This window comes from Robinsoniella peoriensis (assembly GCF_000797495.1).
GTDB classification, from domain to species: Bacteria; Bacillota; Clostridia; order Lachnospirales; family Lachnospiraceae; genus Robinsoniella; species Robinsoniella peoriensis.
Genome location: NZ_JTGN01000003.1, coordinates 73879 through 98215, shown reverse-complemented (window position 1 = coordinate 98215; position 24337 = coordinate 73879). Strand labels below are relative to the sequence as shown.

General features: G+C 42.5%; 15 protein-coding genes. 12 read left to right on the top strand and 3 right to left on the bottom strand.

The genetic code is table 11. The features are described from left to right. Positions 1–59 precede the first annotated feature (59 nt). Together QR40_RS29595 and QR40_RS07000 are read right to left on the bottom strand one after the other, a co-directional pair. Positions 60–1592, bottom strand: coding sequence for a response regulator transcription factor (locus tag QR40_RS29595; protein WP_052430731.1), 1533 nt, complete (start codon positions 1590–1592; stop codon positions 60–62). Beyond that, positions 1576–3381, bottom strand: coding sequence for a cache domain-containing sensor histidine kinase (locus QR40_RS07000; RefSeq protein WP_044294105.1), 1806 nt, complete (start codon positions 3379–3381; stop codon positions 1576–1578). The genes QR40_RS29595 and QR40_RS07000 overlap by 17 nt, the downstream gene beginning before the upstream one ends. A gap of 525 nt (positions 3382–3906) precedes the next feature. Here QR40_RS07000 and QR40_RS06995 point away from each other — a divergent pair. The 10 genes from QR40_RS06995 (at position 3907) to QR40_RS32475 (ending at position 21716) form a co-directional block, all read left to right on the top strand. After that, a complete protein-coding gene (locus tag QR40_RS06995; RefSeq protein ID WP_044294104.1) occupies positions 3907–5307 on the top strand; it encodes an ABC transporter substrate-binding protein in 1401 nt (466 codons plus the stop codon). 95 nt (positions 5308–5402) lie between these two features. After that, positions 5403–6275, top strand: a complete 873-nt coding sequence (locus QR40_RS06990) for a carbohydrate ABC transporter permease (protein ID WP_044294404.1) — start codon at positions 5403–5405, stop codon at positions 6273–6275. Next, positions 6272–7096, top strand: a complete 825-nt coding sequence (locus QR40_RS06985) for a carbohydrate ABC transporter permease (protein WP_027297000.1) — start codon at positions 6272–6274, stop codon at positions 7094–7096. The genes QR40_RS06990 and QR40_RS06985 overlap by 4 nt, the downstream gene beginning before the upstream one ends. Positions 7097–7168: 72 nt before the next feature. After that, the gene (locus QR40_RS06980; protein WP_027297001.1) at positions 7169–8500 is read left to right on the top strand and encodes an alpha-L-fucosidase; all 1332 of its coding nucleotides are present in this window, start codon (positions 7169–7171) and stop codon (positions 8498–8500) included. 114 nt (positions 8501–8614) lie between these two features. Further along, a complete protein-coding gene (locus tag QR40_RS29590; RefSeq protein WP_052430730.1) occupies positions 8615–13855 on the top strand; it encodes a beta-L-arabinofuranosidase domain-containing protein in 5241 nt (1746 codons plus the stop codon). A gap of 112 nt (positions 13856–13967) precedes the next feature. After that, a complete protein-coding gene (locus QR40_RS06970; RefSeq protein WP_044294103.1) occupies positions 13968–17048 on the top strand; it encodes a beta-L-arabinofuranosidase domain-containing protein in 3081 nt (1026 codons plus the stop codon). Next, a complete protein-coding gene (locus tag QR40_RS06965; RefSeq protein ID WP_027297003.1) occupies positions 17045–18856 on the top strand; it encodes a cache domain-containing sensor histidine kinase in 1812 nt (603 codons plus the stop codon). Before QR40_RS06970 ends, QR40_RS06965 begins: the two co-directional genes overlap by 4 nt. Further along, positions 18853–20391 carry a response regulator transcription factor gene (locus QR40_RS06960; RefSeq protein WP_044294101.1) on the top strand — a complete coding sequence of 513 codons (1539 nt, stop codon included), beginning with the start codon at positions 18853–18855 and terminating at the stop codon, positions 20389–20391. The genes QR40_RS06965 and QR40_RS06960 overlap by 4 nt, the downstream gene beginning before the upstream one ends. Next, the gene (locus QR40_RS06955; protein WP_052430729.1) at positions 20315–21565 is read left to right on the top strand and encodes an ABC transporter substrate-binding protein; all 1251 of its coding nucleotides are present in this window, start codon (positions 20315–20317) and stop codon (positions 21563–21565) included. The genes QR40_RS06960 and QR40_RS06955 overlap by 77 nt, the downstream gene beginning before the upstream one ends. A 28-nt stretch (positions 21566–21593) precedes the next feature. Beyond that, complete coding sequence (locus QR40_RS32475) at positions 21594–21716, top strand: hypothetical protein (RefSeq protein WP_255348087.1); 123 nt, start codon at positions 21594–21596, stop codon at positions 21714–21716. Between the two features lie 634 nt (positions 21717–22350). Here the strand turns inward: QR40_RS32475 and QR40_RS32470 are convergent. Further along, positions 22351–22473, bottom strand: a complete 123-nt coding sequence (locus QR40_RS32470; protein WP_276325421.1) for a hypothetical protein — start codon at positions 22471–22473, stop codon at positions 22351–22353. 157 nt (positions 22474–22630) lie between these two features. On the opposite strand from QR40_RS32470, the gene prmA reads away from it, so the two are divergent. After that, positions 22631–23584, top strand: a complete 954-nt coding sequence (prmA, locus tag QR40_RS06945) for a 50S ribosomal protein L11 methyltransferase (protein ID WP_027297005.1) — start codon at positions 22631–22633, stop codon at positions 23582–23584. Positions 23585–23592: 8 nt separating this feature from the next. Continuing rightward, positions 23593–24333: a 16S rRNA (uracil(1498)-N(3))-methyltransferase gene (locus QR40_RS06940; RefSeq protein ID WP_044294098.1), complete on the top strand. Its 741-nt coding sequence runs from the start codon at positions 23593–23595 to the stop codon at positions 24331–24333. The last annotated feature ends 4 nt before the right edge of the window (positions 24334–24337 follow it).

Here is a 24337-nt window from a genome sequence, read left to right as displayed (position 1 = left end):
TATGATTGATTTATCATATGAGATTACTTTCCTTTTTTAATGCTGCAGCGGCCAGCCCTTTAACAGGGGGGCTGCTCCAGTGACTGTATAAAAGCACTGGGTGACATCCCTTCATTATTTTTAAACACCCTGCTGAAATAAAGTGCATCTGTGTAACCAGTTTGTTCCGCAACATCTTTTAACAGAATCTGGGGATTTTTTATCATTAAACTTTTTGCCATTTCCAGTCGCAGTGAAGTAATGTATTTACTGGGTGAAATTCCAAAAGCTTCTTTGAAAAGGGTTGTGGTATATTTTTCGTTATAGCCCCAGATATCGTAAAAGACTTTGTAGGTGATCTGCTGTGTAAAGTTTTTATCCAGATACGCGCGAATGTCATCTACCAGCTGAGAGGAGGATTTTTTTTGCTGTATGTGTTCCGGGAACAATATTTTAGTCAATTCAAGCAGAAGGTTCTCAAATAACTCTTCGTAGGAATCGGAAGAGGCAATGATTTCGGTTGGATCGAACAAAATCTGGGATGCATTAGGACTTACGTGAATAGCGGCACTAGCTATATGGCGTACGTCTGCGAGCAGCTGGAATTGGGTAGTATCCGATTCCTGCCACCATGCTGTCATTTGGGAAAGGATATTTTTTAGTTCATTTTCAGTAGTGCCGGGCCTGAATTTTCCGGCCAGTGCAACGATGTTATCAGAAATTTCTATGGCATTTTTCTTAGTACAGGCATCATCCTGGATTAAAAAACTGTTTTTGCCAAAGGGCAAATGAAACAGGGTAAACAGGTAAGCATTTTGCATTAAATCTTTAATCTCTTCGCCGCTATGAACAACGGCAGATAAAACAAAATTCACGTAGGTGTCTGATTTTTGGGCATTTTCCCGGATCTCCCGGACCACCGGAAGAATGTCCATTTTCTTATCTGAAGGAGTGACAATGGCATAGACGAATTCATTATAGTAATTACCCCGGAAGGAATAAACCGGGAGTTGGTATTTTTCGATAATGCCATCTAAAAATGAAGTATCCAGATTCCTTACAATTTCGCCGGACAGATTGAATTCTGAATAAGTATTATTGACAATGGAGCCATAATAAGAAAACAACAGGTGAAGGCTGCAGTGTGCCAAAGGATTAAAAGTAAAATCCGTAAGCACTCTTTTGAAAAAGCAGGAGCGGATATATTCCATCTGTACCTGAGAGCTTTTGCTATTAATTTCCTGTTTCATTCCGTTTAAAAGTTTTGCTAATTCTTCCGGATCCACAGGCTTTAACAGGTAGTCAGATACACCCAGTGTAATTGCTTTTTTTGCATACTCAAATTCTGCAAATCCGGTTAAAATTACGAACTTTGCAGTGGAATTTTGTTTTTTAGCTTCAGCGATCAGTGTCAATCCATCCATCAGCGGCATTTTGATATCTGTGATTACGATGTGCGGGTGGTGTTCCTGAATCAAATTCAGGGCATTTTCTCCGTCATATGCAGTGCCGGATATGATAAATTTGTCAGATATCATGGTTATTGCTGCACAAATCCCTCTTAAAATAGCAGGTTCATCTTCAGCAATTATTATTTTAATTTGATTCATCATCAATAAATCCTCCAATCTCAATTGTAGTCAGATTATCTTCTGTCTGTATATGAAAATATTCCAGTCCCCGGTAATAGATAGAGAGGCGCAGAATTGTATTTTCTAATCCAAACCCCTGTTGTTCCAGATTGTTTTCCACCTCCCGCCCTTCCAGAAAGGCTTTTTTAAACTGATCGAACCGGTTGTAGAGCTGGTTGATTTTTTCCTGATTAAATGGCTGCCCATTGTTGGATACAGCTGCCAGCCACCGATTCTCCCTGCGGTAGGATCGGATATGGATTTTCCAGACCGGTGGAACATTTTGGAAGCCGTGCTGAAAACAATTTTCAATAATCGGCTGCAGGATTAATTTCGGAACATTGATATCATCCAGGGTAGGATCCAGATCCCAGCTGTAATCCAACATATGCTCGTGCCTCATTTTCATAATATAGAGATAACTTTTTATGTTATCAAACTCATCTTTCAGACGAACGGTCCGATGGTTGAAGTTGATAGAATAGCGCAGCAGGTTAGCCAGTTCCGTACACATTTTAGGAACGGTCGTATTGCCCTGTTCTAAACCGTAGGCGCCGATTACAGACAGGGTATTATATAGAAAATGTGGATTCAGCTGGGCTTCCATTGCATCAAAATGAGCTTTTACCGCCCGTTCACGTATCTCCATGATATGAATATTCTGAAGCCGCATTTTATTCAGGATTTCTTCAATACCGCTGGTCAGTACCACAATTTCATTATTGCTGGACTGGATATCTAAGTGGATATCCTGGTTTAATTCCAGGTGGTATAAATTATTACGGAGGGTGCGAAGGGGCTGAGTCAGGTTCCTGGTAATAATAAAAAGGAAGAGCAGTAATATGATGAATGCGGCTATGTAAGATAAAATGATGGTTTTCGCCATGGAATTCACCTGCATGGTGTAAGTATGGATATCTCTTTTGATGAGGATTGTCCATCCGGTTAATTCCGAATGGCTGTATGCCATCAATGAATTTTTATCTGCATAATAATATCCGATGGGCTGTTCAAAGGTTTCCCCTTTGTAAAGCTCTTTTATCTGGTTGTCAGGGGTGTCGGGTATATTATGATAGAGCAGTTTCCCGGAATCATCCAGTAATAATAGCTGATAAGTGTCGTCGCTGTTGGGGAGCTTTAAAAGCTCGTCTAATTCCTCGGCTTCTATATTATATTCCAGTACTCCGTAGGTGTGGTAAGTATCCCGGATGGGCCTTGACACTGTCAGCGTCAGATGAGCATCTGAGGACCAGTAATCCGGATGGGGTGGAAAATATAACTTATATTTTTTCGTAGTTAAAGCTTCCCGAACTGTGGGTATGTCCCGGATTTCATCTTTTGTCATTGGTTTGGAATTGAGAGACTGCTGGTTAATCTGCGTCCCCAGGTAATCGTAATAGCGGCTGATGTAATGAATGCTGCGATTTGCCTTCGTGGTAGCCAGCACAGACAGCAGTATCCCATCTACATCAGAAGTGATGGTGGGATGCTGAAGAAAATAGTTATAGGGTGTCTCAGGTATATGAAATACGATGTCCGTGAATGCCTTTGAGGCATGGAGCGTCACCAGGTCTTTGTCCACATTGACCAGCATATCTTCAATTCTGGACTGAATCAGGTTCAGGGAGTCCAGGCTGTTGGATTGAAGATTGTTCTGCAAAAGCCGGTTGTTGTACTGGAAAAAGAAGGTGCCGCTTGCAAATAAAATCAAGGTAACAATCAGACTGAAAGATAAATATAACTTATAATGATACGGCAATTTTTGCATCATGGGGAACACCTCGTTCTTATTAATCCTTTTTGCCAGATGAAGCAGCAAAAATTTAATAATTTTAAGATAATCATACCACTAAGACCGAGGTTTTTGAAGACTTTATTTAAATTGTTCATATCTTGAATGTGATCTTTGCTGTAAGTTTGTGGGGGTAACCTTTCCGACATAGGGCATCTATCCCGCAGAGATATGTGCAACAGAAACAAATGCTTGATGTATCAATTACTCCCGCACCTATCGGGGATTCAGGGTCTATCGGTAAACAAACTGCATTTATATTAGGTGGAGTTCCAGAAACATACGGGGAATATTAAAGAGTATTATAATTAAATTAATAAAAGGTTAGAACGGCTGGTCTCTCACATAGTCGTTCTGGCCTTTATTTTTGTATGGACGTTGTTGATACAATTATAAAAAATAGGAATATTGTCCATGTAAAGTCTTCCCTTTATCTATTCTAGTTTGCCGGATCTTTTGTTACAATAAATTTACAAAGAAACGAAAGAATGGGAGGAAATAAGAATGAGAAACAAAAAAACAAAGGTTTTATGTTCGGCAATTGCAATTTCCATAACAGCCGCTATGTTGGCAGGGTGTGGCGGGAACACAGGTGAGACGAAAGAAGGAACAAAGGCAGAGACAAAGCAGGAGACAAAAGCGGCAGATACCGATGAGGGCACAAAAGCAGCGGATACCAAGGCAGAAGAAAGTAAGGATGCAAAGAAAGAAGGCGGCATTACCTTAACGCTCTATGGAAATGCCGGAGATACCCAGAGACCGTTCATGCAGAATATTTTTAAACTGTATGAAGAAAAGACGGGAAACAAAATTGATGTTCAGGGAATCGATACGGATAATTTTGAAAACGTAGCGCTGACAAAATTCCAGACAGGTGATATCCCGGATTTATTCATGCATTTTGGCGGTTATGGACTGGATGCTTATAACCCGAAAGAAAACTTTGTAGATTTTACGGATGCAAAATGGGTTTCGGATATTCAGGATAACGTACTGCCTCAGACAAAACGTGATGATGTAGTCTATGGACTTCCTTTCTGGGAAGCATCTTTATCCGGTACATTTTACAATAAAAAAATATTCGAAGAGCAGGGGATAGAAGTGCCAAAAACCCAGGAAGAATTTAACCAGGTCTGCCAGAAACTCATGGATGCAGGGATTACGCCCATGTACATGGCAGTGAAAGATGTATGGCCTATGCTTTATCAGTTTGGTATGGATCCGATCTTCCAGAATGAAGATAACTTAAAGAAGATCAATTCAAACCAGATAAAATACGCAGACATACCGGAAATGACAGATTTGGCAGACTGGTATAAAACCTCAGCAGATAAAGGATACTTTGGTAAATCATATAATACCGATACCTGGGATTACGCCTCAGAAGTATTGGGAAATGGGGAAGCTGCAATGATGTTAGGCTGGGATACCTGGCTGTATACGGATTATGACAGTGAATCCTATACTTATAAAGCAGATGATTTTGGAATTATGCCTGCATTTGTGGGTACTACCAAGGAAGGTACTTTTGAAGGGCCAAACTGCAGCCTGATGCTGGCGAATAAAAATGGTAAGAATGTGGACGCAGCTATTGATTTTATAAACTTTATGGCGGATCCGGAAAATTACAACGTGGCATTTGACGGCATTTCAACGGCGCCTTGTTTTAAAGGACAGACAACAATTAAAACAACTCCCCAGTATGATGCAGCAGTTGACTGGGTTGCAGAAGTTGGCAGACCATCCATTGCAAATCCTGAAATTATAGGTTTTTCCCAGAATGACGGCGGAAAATGTATTCAGGAACTGTTAGTTGGAAATGTAGATGCTGCAGGCTGTCTGAAAATGATGGATGATGCCCGTATTAAAGTGGCAACAGCACAGCAGGTTGAAGGATTTAAATAAACCGGAACATAGTAGTAAGGGATAAGAGCCCGGGATTCCCGGGCCCTGCTTCTCTGACTCTGGAGAGCCCCAAGGAAATGCAGAAAGGAGCATTTATGAATACAAAGAAGATTTATCCTACTTATATGCTGATTGTACCTTTGGCTGTGTTCGGTTTGTTTTTTATACTTCCGTCTACGATCGGTTATCTATATGCTTTTACAGACTGGAGTTCGTATGTCAGTGATGTAAAATTTGTTGGTATTAAGAATTTCATCGAGGTTATAACGGAGAAGACGGTTCCTACTGCATTTGTAAATACCCTGATTTTTGCAGGTGCAAAAACAGTGATTGTAACCGTTTTGGGGTTTGTGTTTGCACTGGTTTTAAACCGGAAATTAAAGACCAGAAATTTAATCCGTACAGTATATTTCGTACCGGCTATTTTATCAGCTTTAATCGTGGGTTTAATATTCAATGCACTATTTGAAGCCCGATATGGAACCATCAATAACCTGCTTCGCAGTATAGGTCTGGAACAGTTTGCCATTCAGTGGCTGGGAAGCCGCGGGCCTGCTATTTTTACAATTTCCATAGCAGAGATCTGGAGAAACCTGGGATATGCAATTGTAATTACACTGGCGGGTTTACAGTCCGTTTCTTCTGATTACATAGAAGCGGCAAAAGTGGATGGCGCTTCCGGATGGCAGATGTTCCGCAAGATTACCCTTCCGCTGATTATGCCGTCAGTAAATGTCAACATATTATTCAGCCTTATTTACGGACTTAAGATGTTTGATCTGGTTTACGTTATGACTTCCGGAGGACCGGGTTACGATACGGAGACTTTCGGAACGCTAATGATGAATGAAATGGCAAGAGGGCGTTATTCCCATTCCGTTGCGATAAATCTTATTTTCACCGTAATTCTTGTAATTGTGGCCATTGCTTACCAGAAATTTAGTGAAAGGTGGGAGAATGTAGAATGAGTAAGAAGACAAAACGAATTAATATTCTGATTGAAATTATAATGTGGCTTCTTAGTATCGTCGTGATTTACCCCCTTTTGATGGTAGTGATTACATCCTTTAAGCCAAAAGGAGAAGCCAGTTACCTGAATATCAATTTTCCAACTGCATGGGCATTTGATAATTATGCAGAAGTTTGGGAGCAGGGACATATTCCCAGGGCATTTTTTAACAGTATGTTTATAACCGTATTATCCGTTTTGCTGGTTCTGGTGCTGGCATCTGTTTTCAGCTATGTACTGGTGAGGAGAAATACCAAAGCCTGCCGGATTATATCAAAATGCATGACTTTTGGTATTATTGCCCCATTTGCGGCGCTGCCCACGATTCAGATGCTGAAATATATGGGCTTATACGGTTCCAGAATATCCATGGTCTTTGTCTATGGAGCGTTGTATCTTCCGTTTTCAACAATGCTGTATTCCAGCTTTATCAAAGGGATTCCAAAGGAATTAGATGAAGCAGCTGTAATTGACGGGTCAAAGGGCGGTAAACTTTTCTGGCAGATTATTTTTCCGCTGTTAAAACCGGTGACGGCAACAACCGGAATACTGAATTTTATGTGGGTTTGGAATGATTTTCAATATCCGATGTATCTATTGAATTCATCCAGTAAGTGGACTCTGCCACTGTCCGTATATAATTTTTATGGTCAGTACAGCCGCAGCTGGAACCTTGTTTGTGCTGATATGGTATTGGTGTCCATACCGGTTGTGATTGTATATATATTTGCACAGAAATATATTATAGCGGGTATGACGGCAGGAGCTGTAAAGGGATAGGTGCGTCCTGAAAAGGGCGGATAGTTTAGCATGTAAGAAAGGAAAAGGTATGTGTAACCTTTTGGTGCAGTAATGAAAAAATTATATGATGGAACATGGGACTCCATAAGAACCCATGAATTGCCAAAGTGGTACCAGGATTGTAAGCTGGGGATTTTTATACATTGGGGAATTTATTCCGTGCCGGCTTTTGCTCCAAGGACATGGGAATTGGGAGAAGTACCGGGAGATGAGCAGTGGTTTTGCAATAATCCTTATGCGGAATGGTACTATAATTCCGTAAATGTAGGGCAGGGACCTACTTACGATCATCATTTGAAGACATACGGAAAGGATTTTGCCTATGAAGATTTCCTGCCCATGTGGAAGGCAGAAAACTGGAAGCCGGCTAACTGGGCGAAGCTGTTTAAAGAGGCAGGGGCAAAATATATTGTACTGGTTACGAAACATCATGACGGATTTTGTCTGTTTCCAAGTGCATATACCGATTACACTGCCATAAATAAAGGTCCGAAAAGAGATATTGTAGGAGAACTGACCAGAGCAGTCAAAGAGGAAGGGTTAAAAATGGGTCTTTATTATTCCGGAATTATAGACTGGAGATTTGCCCATGATCCTATTTATAAAGAGGAAGATAATTTTCATAAAGCCTGCCCCACACATGAATATGCGGATTATGCATATAAACAGGCAATGGAACTTATGGACCGCTATCATCCGTCTGTTTTCTGGAATGATATCGGGTGGCCGAAACAAGGGGAAGAGATGCTACCCCATTTATTATCCCACTATTACAATACGGTGGAGGATGGTGTGGTTAATGATCGGTTTAATGGTCTTTATAAAGACTTTGGAACAAAAGAATATAAATATGGCGAAGCGGTAAGAGAAGAAAAATGGGAGATGTGCAGAGGTATGGGACTATCATTCGGATATAATGCAAATGAGGGTGATGACCAGCTGATCAGTACCGCAGATCTTATCAGTCTGCTGGTAAGTACCGTAGCTAATAACGGGAACCTGTTAATCAATATCGGACCAAAGGCAGATGGCACAATTCCTCCGGAGCAGGAAAAAAGGCTGCAAATGCTGGGACAATGGTTAAAAACAAATGGAGAAGCCATCTATGGAACTGCCTGCAGCAAAAGGCACTCCCATACTGCATCTAATGGAATAGAGGTACATTATACAAAAAAAGGAGAAGATCTGTACATACTGCTGGATCACTGTCCCAAAGAAAGTTTTACAATTTCCATTCCTGAACTGGATCAGGTTCCGAAGCCGCTCAATGAGAGTATCCATATCAGCGGACATAAAGTTGGGGAACATATGGAAATCACAGTCTTTAACCACAGGGTAGAAGACTATGTAATCGGATTGCTGGTTTCACAGGCGGAAATATAGATTTATACAAATTTAGATAAGTTTTTTCCACCCGTCTTAGAATATTGGAATTGCCCTGAATATTCTTTGATCTTATAATATTTATTATAACAATCAAAGGAAGGGGATAAGGCTATGAAATGGAAAAAAGTGTTGTCTGTATTGCTGTCTGCCGCTATGATAATGGGTACGGTATCACCGGGACTTGAAGTACGGGCTGCCGAGGATGCAGTCAGCAATGTAGCGGATAGCAATAGCAGTATAGAAGACAACTATGCTGAAGAAGCAGGCAGTGATGCAGAAAATGAAAACAGCAGTGAACAGGAAACAAATGGCGGTGCAACAGAGGCCGACAGTATCGGAAATGAAATCCTTGATGTACAAGAGGAAGACAGTATCGGAAAAGAAACCGGCGGTGTACAAGAGGAAGACAATACCGGTAAAGAATCCGGAGACGTAAAAGAGCAGGGGAAAATCGTATATTATGATTTTCAAAGTTATGACTCCACAATTATTAATGATGCTTCCGGAAATGGGAAAGCCGGTGTTGTTCGAAATTATGATGCAGGAGGATTTCGCATCATTGATACCAATATCTATGGGAAAGATGTTAAGGCACTATCACTTCCCGGGGGATCTGATGGAGGCTATCTGGAACTTCCGGTAGGCTTGCTGGATGGAGAAGAAAGCGTTACCATCAGTACCTGGGTGAAGCTTCTGACCGATACCGGTTACCAGAGGATCTGGGATCTGGGATCCGGCACAAGCTCCTATATGTATCTTTTATCTGACGGAGCAAATGATGGTTTTAAAGGATACAGTGCAGCCATAACCACAGGAGGCTGGAGCAGGGAGCAGGGAGTATCCAAAGGGAGCAATGTAGATAAAAACAGATGGGTACTGACCACAGTAGTCATTGATGGCACCAATATGTCCCTGTATGAAAATGGATCTCTGGTGGAAACAAAGGATACCGGAATTTCGTTAAAAGATATGGGACACACTACCCAGAATTATATTGGTTATGGACAATTTGGTGATGATCCTACTAATGCGCAGTACGCAGAATTTGAGATTTATAATTATGCAATGAATGCGGAACAGGTAGCCGCTATGTATGACGTGGATGATACCGGAATTGTGAATGGGGATGCAGCAGCGCTTAACTTGGGAGATCTCACTGCAGTTACCGCAGATCTGTCTCTGCCGGCAGCTGGAGAAAACGGATCCGTGATTGAATGGATCAGTTCTGACCCGGCGGTCATTGCCAATGACGGAAAAGTAGTCCGGCCGGCTGCAGGAGAACCGGATGCGCAGGTAACCCTCACCGCAACTGTAAAGTATCAGGAGGCAAGTGCTACAAAAGAATTCCGGGCAGTGGTACCTGCCATGCTTGGTGATAAAGCTATTGTAGCGCAGGATCTGGCTGAAATAAACCTGGTGGATTTAGACAGCGTGGTATCTAATCTGCAGCTGCCCACAGAAGGGAAAAATGGATCCGTAATTACCTGGGAAAGTTCCAGGCCGGATGTTATAGCTAACGATGGAAAAGTAATCCGTCCAGCGGCTGGACAGCCGGATGTGGAAGTATTGCTGACAGCTTCTGCCAGCTTTAAGACAGCTTCCGGCAATAAGGTATTTACCGCAACGGTTCTTGCAGAGGATGAGGAGGTTACCATCACGAACTATGAACCTGTCTATGTAACCACGAAAGCAGGTAATGTACCTTCCCTTCCTGATTCCATAAAGGTAACTTACAGCAACGGTAAGGCAGGCAAAGTCAAAACGGTATGGAATACACCGGATAAAGGCGACTATGCTCAGCCTGGGAAATTTGAGGTAAAGGGCAGATTACTGGGTACCAAACAGGTAATTAAAGCAGAAGTAACTGTTGTAGAACAGCTTGATTCCGATATTGTACTTCAGGCAGAAGGATTTGATCTGAATGATATCACATTGGATGGTGATTCCATACTGACCCAGAACAGAAGCAGAACCCTGGAATACCTGAAACTTCTGGATAATGACAGAATGCTTTATAATTTCCGCAAGACTTTTGGCGCAGATACCAAAGGTGCTGCACCACTGGGAGGCTGGGACGAGCCAACCGGACTGTTAAGAGGGCATTCTACCGGTCACTATCTGTCGGCATTATCACTGGCATATGCATCCACAAAAGATGCAGAGATAAAAGAAAAGCTGGATGAAATGATCCATGAGCTGCGCAGCCTGCAAATGCTTTCCCAGGGAGATCCCGCAGCATTTAAGACAAAGGGTACGGATCAGAAAGTGTGGAATACAAATCCCCGGGAGTGGGGCGAAGGTTTTATCAGTGCTTATTCACCCGATCAGTTCGCGCTGCTAGAGCAGTATACGCCGTATGCCACTATATGGGCACCTTACTATACGCTCCATAAGATTATCGCAGGTTTTCTGGATGCATACACTTATGCAGGAAATGAAGAAGCATTAGAAGCGGCAAAAGCACTTGGCAAATGGGTATATCAGCGTCTCAGCGCGTGTTCCCAGGAGCAGCTTACCAAGATGTGGGATATGTATATTGCAGGTGAGCTTGGGGGATTTAATGAATCCATGGCAAAATTATATGAACTGACTGGTGACGAGGATTACTTAAAAGGTGCCAGACTTTTTGATAACACCAAATTCTTTGACAATTTAAGTAAAAATGTTGACGATATCCAGGGGCGTCATGCCAACCAGCATATTCCCCAGATCATTGGAGCTATGGAAGTTTATCAGGCGACAGTTCAGGCAGGGCAGGAAGAACCCTACTATTTCCATGTGGCCAGCAATTTCTGGGATATGGTAGTTTCCAGATATGCCTATTCCATCGGAGGTGTAGGTACCGGTGAAAACTTTAAAGAACCATATAAGCAGGCAGAGTATATTAACGGAGATCGAAATTGTGAAACCTGCGCCGCTTATAATATGCTGAAACTTACGAAAATGCTGTATCAGTATGACGCAGATAATGCAAAATACATGGATTATTATGAAAGAACTCTGTACAATCAGATTATTGCATCCCAGAATCCAAATGTAACGGAAAAAATGCATAATGGAACAACATATATGCTTCCGATTGGACCTGGTGTTCGTAAAGATTACGGCGGAGATTACGATTCCTTTACCTGCTGCCACGGCACCGGTATGGAGAATCACGTAAAATATCAGGAAGCTGCCTATTACCAGGATGATACTACCATGTATGTTAACCTGTATCTGCCATCCAGCGTTACATGGCAGGAAAAGGGGGTTACGGTAACCCAGGATACGGAATTCCCTTCCGAGGTTACCACACTGACTGTTGCCAAGACCCAGGGGCAGACAGCATCTGAATTTGATATGAAGCTAAGAGTCCCTTACTGGGCAGAACAGGGATTTGAGGTTACCGTAAATGGAAATAAGCTGATCGAACAGGCAGAACCAAGCTCCTATGTAACCTTAAATGGTGTAAAAGCAGGAGATGTGATCATGATCCGTACACCTTATGGATACCATCTTGACAAAACCCCGGATCAGCTGAGTGGTGCTGACGTGGCAAGTCTGATGTACGGACCGTTTGTTATGGTTGCTAAATCCGATTCCAGTAAATGGAAAACACTGGTATTATCCAATGTACTGGATCGTTCGATTAAAAAAGCAGAAGAAGAAAAGGTTCCTACCCTTGTTACAAACGGATTGACATTCCGCCCGATGTATGATGCATCCGATTACGCTTACCATACGTATTTTAAAATCATGTCGGGAGAAGGCAGCGGTGCTTATTATGAAGTAAACATCAGTAATTCCACACCGGAACGGGGAAGCTTTGAAGTGAACTCCGAGCTGGTAAAAGAAGGCAGTGACCTGATTATTACGGCAAAGCCCAATGAAGGATATAAAGTAAAGAAGCTGATGGTTGACGGGCAGCTGGTAACTATCGGTGCAGACAATACTTACACGGTAAAAAATGTACAGAAGAATACGGAAATTTCTGGATCATTTGCCCTTATTAATCCGCCGGCACAGGATAACAGTGCCGTAGAACAGACAGCAACAGTCAGTGCCCATTTTACAGCGGGGTGGGAAAATTTAAATGGAATAAAAAATCAAAAATTTAATCCTGCCGTTTCAAATGGTGGAATGGGAAAAGGATGGGGAAACTGGCCGCAGTCCAAAGGAGCACAGTGCTGGGTTGAGTATGAGTGGGATGCTCCGGTAACCATCAATGGAAGCAGTATTTTCTGGTATGATGACGGTGCAGACACCAGAGTTCCCGGAGAAATCAAATTTCAGTATGAAGATGAAAATGGAAGTGTTCAGGAAGCGGTGCTGACTTCAGATCCGGGAAAAGCAAAGAATATTGACCAATATAATCCTTTTACATTTAATACGTTTACCACAACCAGATTACGTCTGCAAATGACAGTAGCGGATAATGCAGCTGCTATCGGTATCTATCGCTGGGTTGTTACTTATGAAGATAATGAAAAACCTGTAGTAAATACTGCCAAATTAGCAGAAGCGATTGCAAAAGCAGAAGCAATGGATACCAAAGCTTATACAGACGCATCCGCAGCAGAATTAAAACGGGTGATCGAGGAAGTGAAAGGTCTTTTATCCAAAGAAGATATTACCGTAGAACAAGTAGAAGAAGGCTGTAAGAAGCTGGAAAATGCAGTGAATGGATTAGTTCTGAAACCCGTAGTAAAACCGGTGGACAAGAGCCGCCTGGTTTCCCTGGTGAGTGCATGCAGTAAAGAAAAACAGGATAATTATACGAAAGCCAGCTGGGATCAATTTATAAAAGCTTTAAACAGTGCCAAAGTCATCCTGGGAAAAGCAAATGCATCACAGCAGGAGGTAGATAATATTCTGAAAACACTGACTTCATCTAAAGATAAACTTGTGAAGATAAAAATAGTGTCCACAAAGAAATTGACTATCGGGAAAAAAGAAAAAATTAAATTGTCTGCGTCCGGATATACCTTCAGCATTAAAAAAGGCAAAGGTGTTGTAACCGTAAACAAAAAGGGACAGGTACAGGGCAAAAAGACAGGAAAAGCAGTGATTCATGCAGTCAGCAAAAGCGGTAAGATGAAGATATGGAACATAACTGTTAAGAAAGCTCCGTCCAAGATTGTAAAACTGAATAAGAAGAGCGTTACTATAAAGAAAGGTAAAAAGTTTACAATTAAAGTAACACTTCCAAAGAATACAGCCAGTTACCGGTATACTTTCAAGACTACAAATAAAAAGATTGCAAGTGTCAGTTCATCCGGTGTAATCAAGGCGAAAAGAAAAGGCAGCTGTAAGATCTGGGTGTATACATTCAATGGAAAGAAAAAAGAAATCCGGGTTCAGGTAAAATAGCCGGGGGTAATGGAATAGCGTTTAATAAACAGACAGGTCAGGATAAATATTTAAATCCTGGCCTGTATTATCCGTGCAATAAATATAATTTTGTAGTACAATCAGAAGAAAAATGGTTGGGGGAATTCATATTAAAAAGATAAAATTTTTAACAGCATGGGCAGTTTTTCTGTTCCTGATTGCTGCAGTGCCTTCCATTAAAGTGCAGGCGGAAGGTCAGACGATAAAAGGCCAGATCTTATATTATAATTTTAAAGATATAAAGTCGGCTGTGATCGAGGATGTTTCCGGGCGGGGAAATGACGGGGTGATCAGAAATTATCAGGAGGACGGTGTACGGATCAGCACAGAAGTAATAAACGGAGTGCGCTTAAATGCCCTGGATCTGCAGGGAGGAACCACGGGTGCATATCTGGAACTTCCATCCGGTATTTTAGAGAATGAGACGGAAATTACCGTCAGTACATGGGTTAATCTGCGGTCTTCTGCTCGGTACCAGAGAATTTGGGATTTTGGCAATAACCAGAGTTCTTATATGTATTTGCTTTCCAATGGTAATAATAAAGGTTTTAAAGGTTATGCCACAGCTATTACAAACCAGGGATGGACCCATGAAAGCGGAGTGGAAAAAGGCAGTGATTTTCCTCGAAACACCTGGGTTTTTACAACAGTAACTATAGAGGATAACCATATAACCCTTTATGAAAATGGAAAGGTGGTTGGAGAAGCCAGGACAAAGGCCAGCCTTTCAGAATTGGGGTCTACCAGAAATAATTATTTTGGGAAGGGACAATTTACGGATGATCCAATGAATGGCAAGCTGGCTGAGATTGCCATCTATAACTATGCCATGGATGAGATGCAGGTAGAAGCACTGTTTGAAAGCGGAATAAATGATCAGCTGGATCCCCTGGATATTCGTATGGATGCAGACCGGCTGTTATACAGCTATCGCCAGAATTATAAGGTGGATACTAAAGGTGCCGTTCCTCTGACCGGATGGGAAAATCCGGCAGGATTGTTAAGAGGAAGGGCAGCCGGGGAATGGCTGACAAATCTGGCACAGAGCTATCAGTACAAGCAGGATCAAACCCTGAAGGAAAAAGCCTTCTATATGATACACGAGCTCAGGAGCCTGCAGCTTCTGTCAGAAGGAATGGGATGGGGAACGGGATATCTGGGTGCAGATTGTCCGGATCAAATCTCTCGTCTGGAGAACGGTAAGTCTTACCCTGAAACAGGGGCGCCATTTGCCGTTCTGGGCAGTCTGATGAATGGGCTTTTAGATACATACTGTACTATGGACAGTCAGGAGGCACTTGAGACGGCTCAGTGTCTGGGAAAATGGATCATAGAACGCAGCAGTAATTATACAAAAGGGCAGAAAAAAGCAATGTGGAGCCAGGATGTCAGCGGTGATACTCATGCTTTGGGCGGTGCATTGGCGAGGCTGTCCAGTATTGTAAAGGATGAAAGTTATTTAAAAAGTGCCTGGAATTTTGTGCAGATGGAATGGTATACGGCTATGAAAGAGGGCAGAGACCGAATGAATCTGCTGTCTGTCCAGGCGGCGGTATCGCAGGCGGAAACCCTGCTTGAAATTTCATGCACAGATCCTGCAAATACAGAAGCGGCCAAAGCGGCTGCAAATTTTTGGAATATGGCAACTCAAGAATATACTTATGCCACCGGGATGACAGGTGTAAATGGCAGATTCAGAAATGAGAATCAGAAGATAGAAAACACAGTTTTAGAAAGAGAAAAAAATAAAAGGATCTGCCGCCGCATGCTGGAATTAACCTGGAAACTGCATCAGGTTAATCCATACAAAGCAGACTATATGGAATATTATGAAAACCTGCTAGGAAATCAACTTCAAGAAGATGGAGGATGTGAATATACCGATGCACTCAGGATATTCGAAGTCAGGGATAATATGGTAACCGTTAATCTGTACCGGACTGGAGAAAAAACACTCAGCGAACAGGGATTAAAAATTCTCATGGAAGCGGGCATATTCAGTGAAGAAGCAAAGCTTAAGGTTGAGAACCTGGATAAGCCGAACAATAGCAGGGTGCGTGTCAGATTCAGGATTCCATCCTGGTGTGGCAAAAATATGAGGATACAGGTAAATGGTGTGGAAACAGAAACGGTAGAAGAGCAAGGCTTTCGGGTGCTTCCAGAGCTTTCGGGCGGTGATGAAGTACAACTGCATCTTCCGTTCTCCTGTTATCTGAAAACGGGAAATAAGGATGAGGTGGCTTCGGTTATGTACGGTCCTTTTGTCATGGTGAGCGAAACGCCTGTTTATAAAGATACACTGATTCTCACAAAAAAGGTAACGGATATGACAGAACGGATCGGATATTCCATGCCTGCCCTTTCCATAAACGGAGTGAAATTTATACCTTACGCTGCATCTGTTTATTCAAACCGAAAAATCTATTATCAGATTCTTTACACAGAGAGTCCGGATAGCAAATGGTATGAAGTCAGGATTGAAGATGAGGGGATGGAAGGAGGAAGTATCCGGACGGACAGAGAGCTGGTATTTGAAAATCAACAGGTAAATATATACACAAATCCAAAAGAGGGGTATATGCTTCAAAATCTGATGGTAAATGGAAAAGAGGTAAAGGTTGAAGAAGACGGAAGCTTTCATATTGAAAAAGTGACAGGTGATCTGTCAGTTTCCGGCACCTTCACACAGAAAAATCCGTTGACAGTGCAAAGCGACAGTCTGGAACAGACGGCTTCGCTTAGCGCCCATTATACGGCTTCCTGGGAAAATTTAAATGGAATAAAAGATGCCGGATTCCACCCGACTTCTTCCAATGAAGGAATGGGAAAGGGATGGGGAAACTGGCAGCAGCCTGCCGGTGCCTCCTGCTGGATTGCATATAACTGGATAGAACCCGTTGCAATAGGAGCCTGTGAAATATACTGGTATGATGATGAGGATGATACCGGGGCTCCTTCGGATTTCCATGTGGAATACCTGGATCAAAAAGGGGAATGGTGCAGGGCAGTCATGAAAACAGATGCAGGAAAATTACTAAATAAAGACCAGTATAACGGGTTTTTCCTGGAACCCGTAACCACAAAAGGACTGCGTCTGGTCATGACGGTAGCAGAGGATAAGCGGGCCACCGGAATTTACCGCTGGAAAGTGAGTGAGCGCGAAACGAAATGAAAAAATTAAAATTCAGTTCCTGGTTTTATAATCGGAAAATCTGGCAGAAACTGATTATTACGTTTGTGCTTGCAGTTCTGCTTCCCATCAGTATTTCCTGGTATGTCATGATGAGTATGAATCAAAAGCAAATGGAAAATAAAATCCAGGAATTAATGACCAGCCAGCTGGTGCAGATTTCAGAAAGGGTAGATCTGACTCTGGATATCTACATGAACCTGGTTTACCAGATGAATGTGGACAGCGGTCTGATTGATGAAATCAAAGGATTAAAAAGCAAGGACATTAACAAACAGGTGGAAAGCCGCCATAATATTTACAGCCGGCTGCAGGAATACAACAATTCAGTGGGAGGAATACGCTGTATCAGTGTCATCACTGCCAGTGGAACGGATGTAACTTATGATTGGGGGACAGCCTCCGTCAGAGAGAATATATGGAAAGATTATGTGGATCTGAGAGAAACTGCTGCCTATAAAAAAGCGCAGGAATCCACAGGGATTGCGATCCTGCCAACTGCTGTCATGGAGCAGGATGAGGAACAGCTGCATGTATTTCAGATAGCAAAAGCGATCTACGATCTTGATGAGCTGGAAAGTGAACCTATCGCAGCCATTGTAATGATCCTGGATGAAAGTATTCTGAAAAAACTATGTGAAAATGACAGGGAGATTGCATGGAACGGAATTAACTTTATACTGGATAGTCAGAGCCATATCATTACCTATCCTGATTCATTTTTTGCCGGTACGACCCTGGAGGCTAATCAAAATATCACAGATTTTATCAGGATGACAGGGGAAATGGAAGATAAAAAAATAGGGATTAGTACTTATGAAGATACAAAAACGGATTGGGTATATTATAATGCCTATGATCTGGAGAAGATCCTCGCTGAAATTAGCGATACAAGAAGGAATGCCCTGATTCTTGGAGGAATCCTGATTATATCCGCCTGCTTTCTGATTTCAGGCACAGTCCGGAACATAGGTGATTCGGTAAAAACAATTATTACAGGAATCCAGGCGGTAAAGAGCGGTGATTTAAAAACAGAGATTCGACTGGAGTATAAAGACGAACTGGGAGAAATAGCCGAAAATTTTAACGACATGACAGAACGGGTTTCTATTTTGATAGAGGAAGTAGAAGGGGTTACCGAAAAACGAAAGAATGCGGAGATACGGGCATTGGAAGCGCAGATCAATCCTCATTTTCTGTATAATACCCTGGACTCTATCAACTGGCTGGCAATTAGCAGAGGTGAAGATGAAATCAGTGAAATGCTGAGAAATCTGGGCATTATTTTACGCTATAGTGTAAATAAAAGTAACATAGAGGTAAGCATAGCGGAAGTGGCGGACTGGATTGATAAATATATCAGCCTCCAGCAGATGCGTTTTGACCATGCCTTCGAGTTCCAGCTTACGGTACAGGAAGTATGCAAAGAATACAGGATCAAGAAACTGCTGATACAGCCATTCATAGAAAATGCGCTGATCCATGGTTTTAAAGGAATAGAAGAGGGTGGAATGCTGCGTGTGGATATTTCACTGACAGAAGAGGGAAAGCATATCTGCGTTATCATAGAGGATAATGGAAACGGGCTGGATCAGAGACAGGTGACAAAATATAATGACCGGTCTGCAGCTGTGGAGGAAGACCAGGAAAAGATCGGTTTAAATAATGTATTTTCCAGGATAGAGATGTATTATGGAGAGAAGGCTGACTGGAATGTAATTAGTATACCGGATATCGGCACTATCATTACCTTGCGGTTTCCGGCGAATAGAATAGAGGTAAAGATATGAGAATTGTAATTGTAGAAGATGAGAAAAAGGTGAGGGAGGGAATGGCTGCAATGATAGACAGCCACACCCGCCATACCGTAGCAGCGGAGGCAGCCAATGGAAAAGATGGACTGGAGATAATTCTAAAACTCAGGCCGGATCTGGTCATAACGGATATCCGCATGCCGGTTCTGGACGGACTGGAGATGATCAGAGCGTTAAAAGAGAAAAATTTGTCCTGCCATATTATTGTGTTAAGCGGGTATTCTGAATTTGAATACGCCAAAAAGGCCATCACCTACGGGGTAGACGAATATCTGCTGAAACCGTTGACCGCCTCCGACATCCAAAATGCTTTAAGAAAAGTGGAAGATAAGATGGAACAGGAAATTCTGGCATTGAAAGGGACTCCAGAGAGCTGCTTGCGGGATATTATTGAGGGAAACACGGAACCGGATCTGATCGAACTGTTTGAATTTCAGAAAAATATTAAATTTCTAATGGCAGCCTGTTATTTTGGAAGTATGACGAAAGAGTATGAAGACCGTGTGCACGAGTTTTTCCAATATAGTAAAGAGAATTTTCCTGACAAACATAACGGCAAAGAGAACGTTTCTTCAAACTTACATATTTACAGCTTTTATCAGGGAAACAGCAGGATTTACTATGCACTGATCAGTGGATTTGATTATCTGGATGAATTTGAAGAAGAAATCTACCGGAAATTAGTGAGAGAATACCGGGGGAAAAGCAGGCACCCGCTATGGGCATATACTCATTTTTCGGATAGTGGAAGGATTTACCAGTGTGCAGAGGAGTTAAAGGGTTATCTGGACTATGGGATTACGGCACCGGGCTTCCCGGGATGGTATACCGGTCATTTTGCAGAGGAATGTAAGTGGGAGCAGTTTAAAACTCCGGTACAGATTCTGCAGAAAATAAAGTCAGATATCTGTCAGGAGCATATGGAAGAAGCAGGTAAGAATTTAGATCTTCTGGCAGAATACCTGCAAGGGCATTCCTTTCGCAAAGAAGAGATTCGCCAGGCACTGATCCGGTGCTATTTTATGGTGACCGGACTGCTGCAGGATCTGGATAAAAAGCGATTCCAGAAACTGCAGAGCTACAATCTGGAGCATTCATTAAACCAGATTATGACCTGGGAAGAAATGAAACAGAATTTTGGCAGGATCCGGGATGTGCTGATGCAGGGAACGGCCAGGAGGCAGGATATCAGTAACTATATTATCGTGAAGGTACTTAATTATATACAGGAACACTACAGTGAAAAAATAGTTTTAGATGAAATTGCAGTACAGATGGGACTGACACCGGAATATTTAAGCACGCTGTTTAACCGGGAGGTAAAAGAGAATTTTACAGTGTTTTTGAAGAAATTCCGTATCGACCATGCCAAACGTCTTTTGACAGGAACCGATATGAAAATCTATGAGGTGGCACAGGAGGTGGGATACAGCGATGCTAAATATTTTATCAAAGTATTTAAAGAAAAGGAAGGAATATCACCGGGAGATTATCGCGAAATGCAGCATTAGTATGGCATTCTTGTGTCTGACAGGGCTTTTGTACGGCTGCAGCGCAGGGAAAGGCTCCATAGCGGAAACATCCATATCAGAGGACGGTAAAGAAACGCTGGTTTTATGGTCTTATTATGAAACAAAGGAGCAGCAGGACAGTCTGGACCGGCTCATCGAGGCATTCAACACCTCTCAGGGGAGATACCGGATGAAATGGGAATACCATGGACCCGTCATTGAGTTTGACAAAAAGCTTGCCCTTGCCCTGACCGAAAAAGAAATGCCGGATCTCGTTATTGCGGACCAGTCAAATATGCAGGCATATATCAGCAAAGGATTATTAGAAGATATCACATCTTACGTACAGTATTCCGGAAAAGAACCTGAGTATTTTGAGTCGGCGCTTGGGGCTGCGAAAAGTCAGGACCGGTATTATGGGCTTCCGTTCTGCTGCAATACGGCAGCACTGTTTTATAACAAAGACTATCTGGCAAAAGCGGGTATCGAAGCACCTGAGAATCTGCATGAATTTGTTCTTGCTGCAAAAGTGTTGTCTGACGGAGATACCTATGGCTTTGGTATGTCAGCAGCCAGAGGCAGCCAGTCCGCATCCCAGATCCTTCCCTGGGTTATTTCCACTGGGGACAGGGAGAATGTGCTGGAGAGCGATGATACCCTGAATTTTTTTGCAGTCATACAGGAACTGGTGCAGTCCGGTTCCATGCCAAAAGAATGCATCAATTGGTCTGGGAATGATGTGGCACGCAGTTTTCTGGCCGGTGAAATTGCCATGATGGAAAACAGTATGGATGTTCTTCCGCTTCTGGAAAAAAGCAGTGTTTCCACAGGAGTCGTAAAACTCCCCTCCGGAGAAGGAAGAAAAAGTATGGCAGGCGGTGAAAATATTGGAATCCTGAAAGGCAAAAATAAAACAGGCGCTCTGGCATTCCTGGATTTTTATCTGGATGACCCGGTTATGGAGCAAATCTGCGGTCCCCAATTTGGACTGGCCCCTAAAAAAGAACTTGCAAGAAAACAGGCAGAGAAAGATTCTAGGTACAAAGTGTTTGAAGAAGAACTGGAAAACAGTATCAGCAGAAATAGTTATGCTCAGTGGTCTGCGTCGTCGGATAAGTTGTCGGAGGCTTTGATTGAGATCATTCTGGAGAAACGAAAAATTGGGTTTCGCTGAGGAAAGACGCTTTGTATAATATTAGGTAGTGTACGGAAAGATGGGAGTGGGAAACTTGTATGGACTTCGTCAGCTGGCCGCAGAACTGGTATTTTCTAACCTTTCCGAAGCGCTTTTTGGCGGCACGCGGGCATTCACCGGGAAATCCTGATGCATTTCCCGGTTCAGTGCCCGCTTAGTATCCGATGGGAGCCAGTCGAATACTATCCGCCAAAAAACACTCCGGAAAGGTAAGTAAATACTCAGTTCTGCTCTACGCCTCCTCCGTCCATACAAGTTTCCCACACCCATCTTTCCGAGATCCAGGCTGTTGCCAAAGCTGGTTTTCTCAGTAGGGTGGAGACCCTTGGGCTGTGACGGTCTGTTCGTTTTTGGATGCAGCATTGTGTGTTTGGCAGTTCAGTGTGAAAGGGGGATGATAAGACGAAATTTTACCTGCTTTCCTGATCACAGACTTAACTGGATGTAAGTCTAACCAAAAATAAATATACTGTAGTAGAATGAAGGAAACGTCTACAGTGACAAGATCCAGCTGCTTTATGGGTTTTATACGTTCTATGCCAATAATGTCCAGCATGCCACAGCCCAGGGGTTCCAACCTGCTGAGAAAATCAGCTTTGTATCAACAAATGCTATCTCGGAAAGATGGGTGTGGGAAACTGGTATGGGCGGAGGAAGCGTAGAGCAGAGCTGAGTATTTACTTACCTTTTCGAAGTGTTTTTTGGTGGATAGTATTCGACTGGCTCCCATCGGATACTAAGCGGGCAGTGAGCTGCGAAATGCATCAGGATTTCGGAGCGAATGCCCGCGTGCCGCCAAAAAGCGCTTCGAAAAGGTTAGAAAATACCAGTTCTGCGGCCAGCTGACGGAGCCTATGCCAGTTTTCCACACCCATCTTTCTGTACACTACCTATCATTTACAAAGCGTCTTAATCAGCGAAACCCAAATTTAAAGTAGTTATCCCCATAAAATTCTAGCATTCCTCTTTTTTTTATGCTATGATATCAAATAGTGGGATTTTCTGTCCCAAAATGTTAAAATAAAGAATGAGGTATCTATAGAGATGAGATGGAATAAATTTACGTTAAAAACCCTGACTGAGGCGGAAGATATTGTCATATCTACTTTAGCTGATGTTGGAGTAGAAGGGGTAGAGATTGAAGATAAAGTACCCCTTACCGAATCGGATAAACAGCAGATGTTCGTGGATATTCTTCCGGATGGTCCGGAAGATGACGGGATTGCTTATTTAAGCTTTTATCTGGAAGAAGATGTAGATAAGGAAGAGATGCTGAAAAATGTCCGCAGGGAATTGGAAGAACTTCGTACCTTTATCGATATCGGTGAAGGTACAATTGTTGAGAGCCAGACGGAGGATAAGGACTGGATTAACAATTGGAAACAATATTTCCATCAGTTCTATGTGGATGATATTCTGATTATACCATCCTGGGAAGAAGTAAAGGAGACTGATGAGGATAAAATGATTATCCATATCGATCCCGGTACGGCGTTCGGTACAGGTATGCATGAGACCACGCAGCTTTGTATGCGTCAGCTGAAAAAGTATGTGAATTCAGATACGGAAATTCTGGATGTAGGTACGGGAAGCGGCATTTTATCTATTGTTGCCATTAAGCTTGGAGCCAAACATGCAGTGGGAACGGACCTGGATCCCTGTGCCATCAATGCTGCAAAAGAAAATCTGGAAGTGAATGAGATTGCAGCTGAGAAAATGGATGTTATGATTGGTAATATCATCGATGATAAAAATATTCAGGATCAGGTGGGTTATGAAAAGTATGACATCGTGGCGGCTAACATTCTGGCGGATGTGCTGGTGCCGCTGACACCGGTAATTATACACCAGATGAAGAAAGGCGGTATCTATATTACATCCGGTATCATTGATGATAAAGAAGAATGTGTTGTAGAAGCAGTCAAAGCTGCAGGTCTGGAAGTTGTGGAAGTGACACACCAGGGCGAGTGGGTTTCTGTAACGGCCAGAAAGAATTAGGTGGGTTCATGTATCATTTTTTTGTATCTCCGGAACAGATTGGAGAAAAAGAAATTATAATAAACGGTGACGATGTAAACCATATTAAAAATGTATTGCGGATGAATATCGGTGAGCAGATCAGTATCAGCAGCGGACAGGACAATAAGGAATACCGATGTGAAATTACAGAATATGACACAAATGCAGTCCGGGCTAAAATCATGTGGGTGGAAGAAGCCGGTATGGAACTTTCCTCTAAGATTTATCTTTTTCAGGGGCTGCCAAAGAATGATAAAATGGAACTTATCATACAGAAGGCAGTGGAACTGGGTGCATACGAGATTATTCCTGTGGCAACCAGACGCGCGGTTGTTAAGCTGGATGCGAAAAAGGAAGAGTCCAAGAGAAAACGTTGGAACAGCATATCCACAAGTGCCGCAAAGCAGTCCAAACGTTCCGTGATTCCGATGGTGACTAAGGTGATGAGTTTTAAAGAAGCTGTCATTTATGCAAACGAACTGGATATTAAACTAATCCCCTATGAACTGGCATCCGGAATGCAGAAGACAAAAGATGTCATAGGCAATATCCAAAAAGGACAGTCTATTGGAATCTTTATAGGTCCGGAAGGTGGATTTGATGAAGCGGAAGTAGAAGCGGCAAGAGAGGCAGGAGCTGTGCCGATTACACTGGGAAAGCGTATTTTGAGAACGGAAACAGCAGGTATGACAGTCTTGTCAATACTTATGTTTACTCTGGAGGACTAGAAAT

Coding starts and splice junctions, on each gene's coding strand:
- QR40_RS29595 (WP_052430731.1), bottom strand. CDS start 1,592: ATGATGAATCAAATTAAAATAATAATTGCTGAAGATGAACCTGCTATT.
- QR40_RS07000 (WP_044294105.1), bottom strand. CDS start 3,381: ATGATGCAAAAATTGCCGTATCATTATAAGTTATATTTATCTTTCAGT.
- QR40_RS06995 (WP_044294104.1), top strand. CDS start 3,907: ATGAGAAACAAAAAAACAAAGGTTTTATGTTCGGCAATTGCAATTTCC.
- QR40_RS06990 (WP_044294404.1), top strand. CDS start 5,403: ATGAATACAAAGAAGATTTATCCTACTTATATGCTGATTGTACCTTTG.
- QR40_RS06985 (WP_027297000.1), top strand. CDS start 6,272: ATGAGTAAGAAGACAAAACGAATTAATATTCTGATTGAAATTATAATG.
- QR40_RS06980 (WP_027297001.1), top strand. CDS start 7,169: ATGAAAAAATTATATGATGGAACATGGGACTCCATAAGAACCCATGAA.
- QR40_RS29590 (WP_052430730.1), top strand. CDS start 8,615: ATGAAATGGAAAAAAGTGTTGTCTGTATTGCTGTCTGCCGCTATGATA.
- QR40_RS06970 (WP_044294103.1), top strand. CDS start 13,968: ATGGTTGGGGGAATTCATATTAAAAAGATAAAATTTTTAACAGCATGG.
- QR40_RS06965 (WP_027297003.1), top strand. CDS start 17,045: ATGAAAAAATTAAAATTCAGTTCCTGGTTTTATAATCGGAAAATCTGG.
- QR40_RS06960 (WP_044294101.1), top strand. CDS start 18,853: ATGAGAATTGTAATTGTAGAAGATGAGAAAAAGGTGAGGGAGGGAATG.
- QR40_RS06955 (WP_052430729.1), top strand. CDS start 20,315: ATGCTAAATATTTTATCAAAGTATTTAAAGAAAAGGAAGGAATATCAC.
- prmA (WP_027297005.1), top strand. CDS start 22,631: ATGAGATGGAATAAATTTACGTTAAAAACCCTGACTGAGGCGGAAGAT.
- QR40_RS06940 (WP_044294098.1), top strand. CDS start 23,593: ATGTATCATTTTTTTGTATCTCCGGAACAGATTGGAGAAAAAGAAATT.